This window comes from Pseudomonas sp. MF5691, from assembly GCF_016405645.1.
GTDB lineage: Bacteria > Pseudomonadota > Gammaproteobacteria > Pseudomonadales > Pseudomonadaceae > Aquipseudomonas > Aquipseudomonas shahriarae.
The window spans coordinates 1-546 of record NZ_JAEKDC010000061.1; the positions used below are offsets into that span (position 1 = coordinate 1).

Consider the following 546-nt stretch of genomic DNA (forward strand, 5'->3'; position numbering starts at 1 on the left):
CGATGGTCAACGCTGAAGACTCGCCCCTGGAAGCCGCCTGCGAATTCCATGTGCCGCTGTGCGCCGGCCCCGAGCGTAGCGTGGCCGCGACCAAGAGTTTTATCGCCACCTTGAGCGCCAGCGCCCAGCTGGTCGGGCACTGGAACCAGGAAGACGGCCTGCTCGAAGCATGCCACGCCCTGCCTGCCGGCCTGCGCGAAGCGGCGACCCAGGATTGGAGCCTGGCCATCGACGCCCTGCGCGACTGCCAGCGCCTGATGGTTATCGGCCGTGGCGCCGGGTTTGCCATCGCCCAGGAAGCCGCGCTCAAGCTCAAGGAAACCTCGGCGATCCAGGCCGAAGCCTTCAGCAGCGCCGAAGTGCGCCACGGGCCGATGGCCTTGATCGACGATAACTACCCGTTGCTGGTGTTAGCCCCACGCGGCGCCGAACAGCCGGGCCTGCTGAGCCTGGCCACGGAAATGCGCCAGCGCGGGGCTCGGGTGCTGCTGGCCGCGCCCGACGATATCGCCGAACGCGACCTGACCCTCAGCCGCGCCGAACACC

General features: G+C 68.7%; 1 protein-coding gene. It reads left to right on the top strand.

Going from position 1 to position 546, the window contains the following annotated elements:
• Nucleotides 1-546, top strand: a 546-nt coding sequence (locus JFT44_RS29275; protein WP_198831483.1) for an SIS domain-containing protein, incomplete at both ends; no start/stop codon positions are given.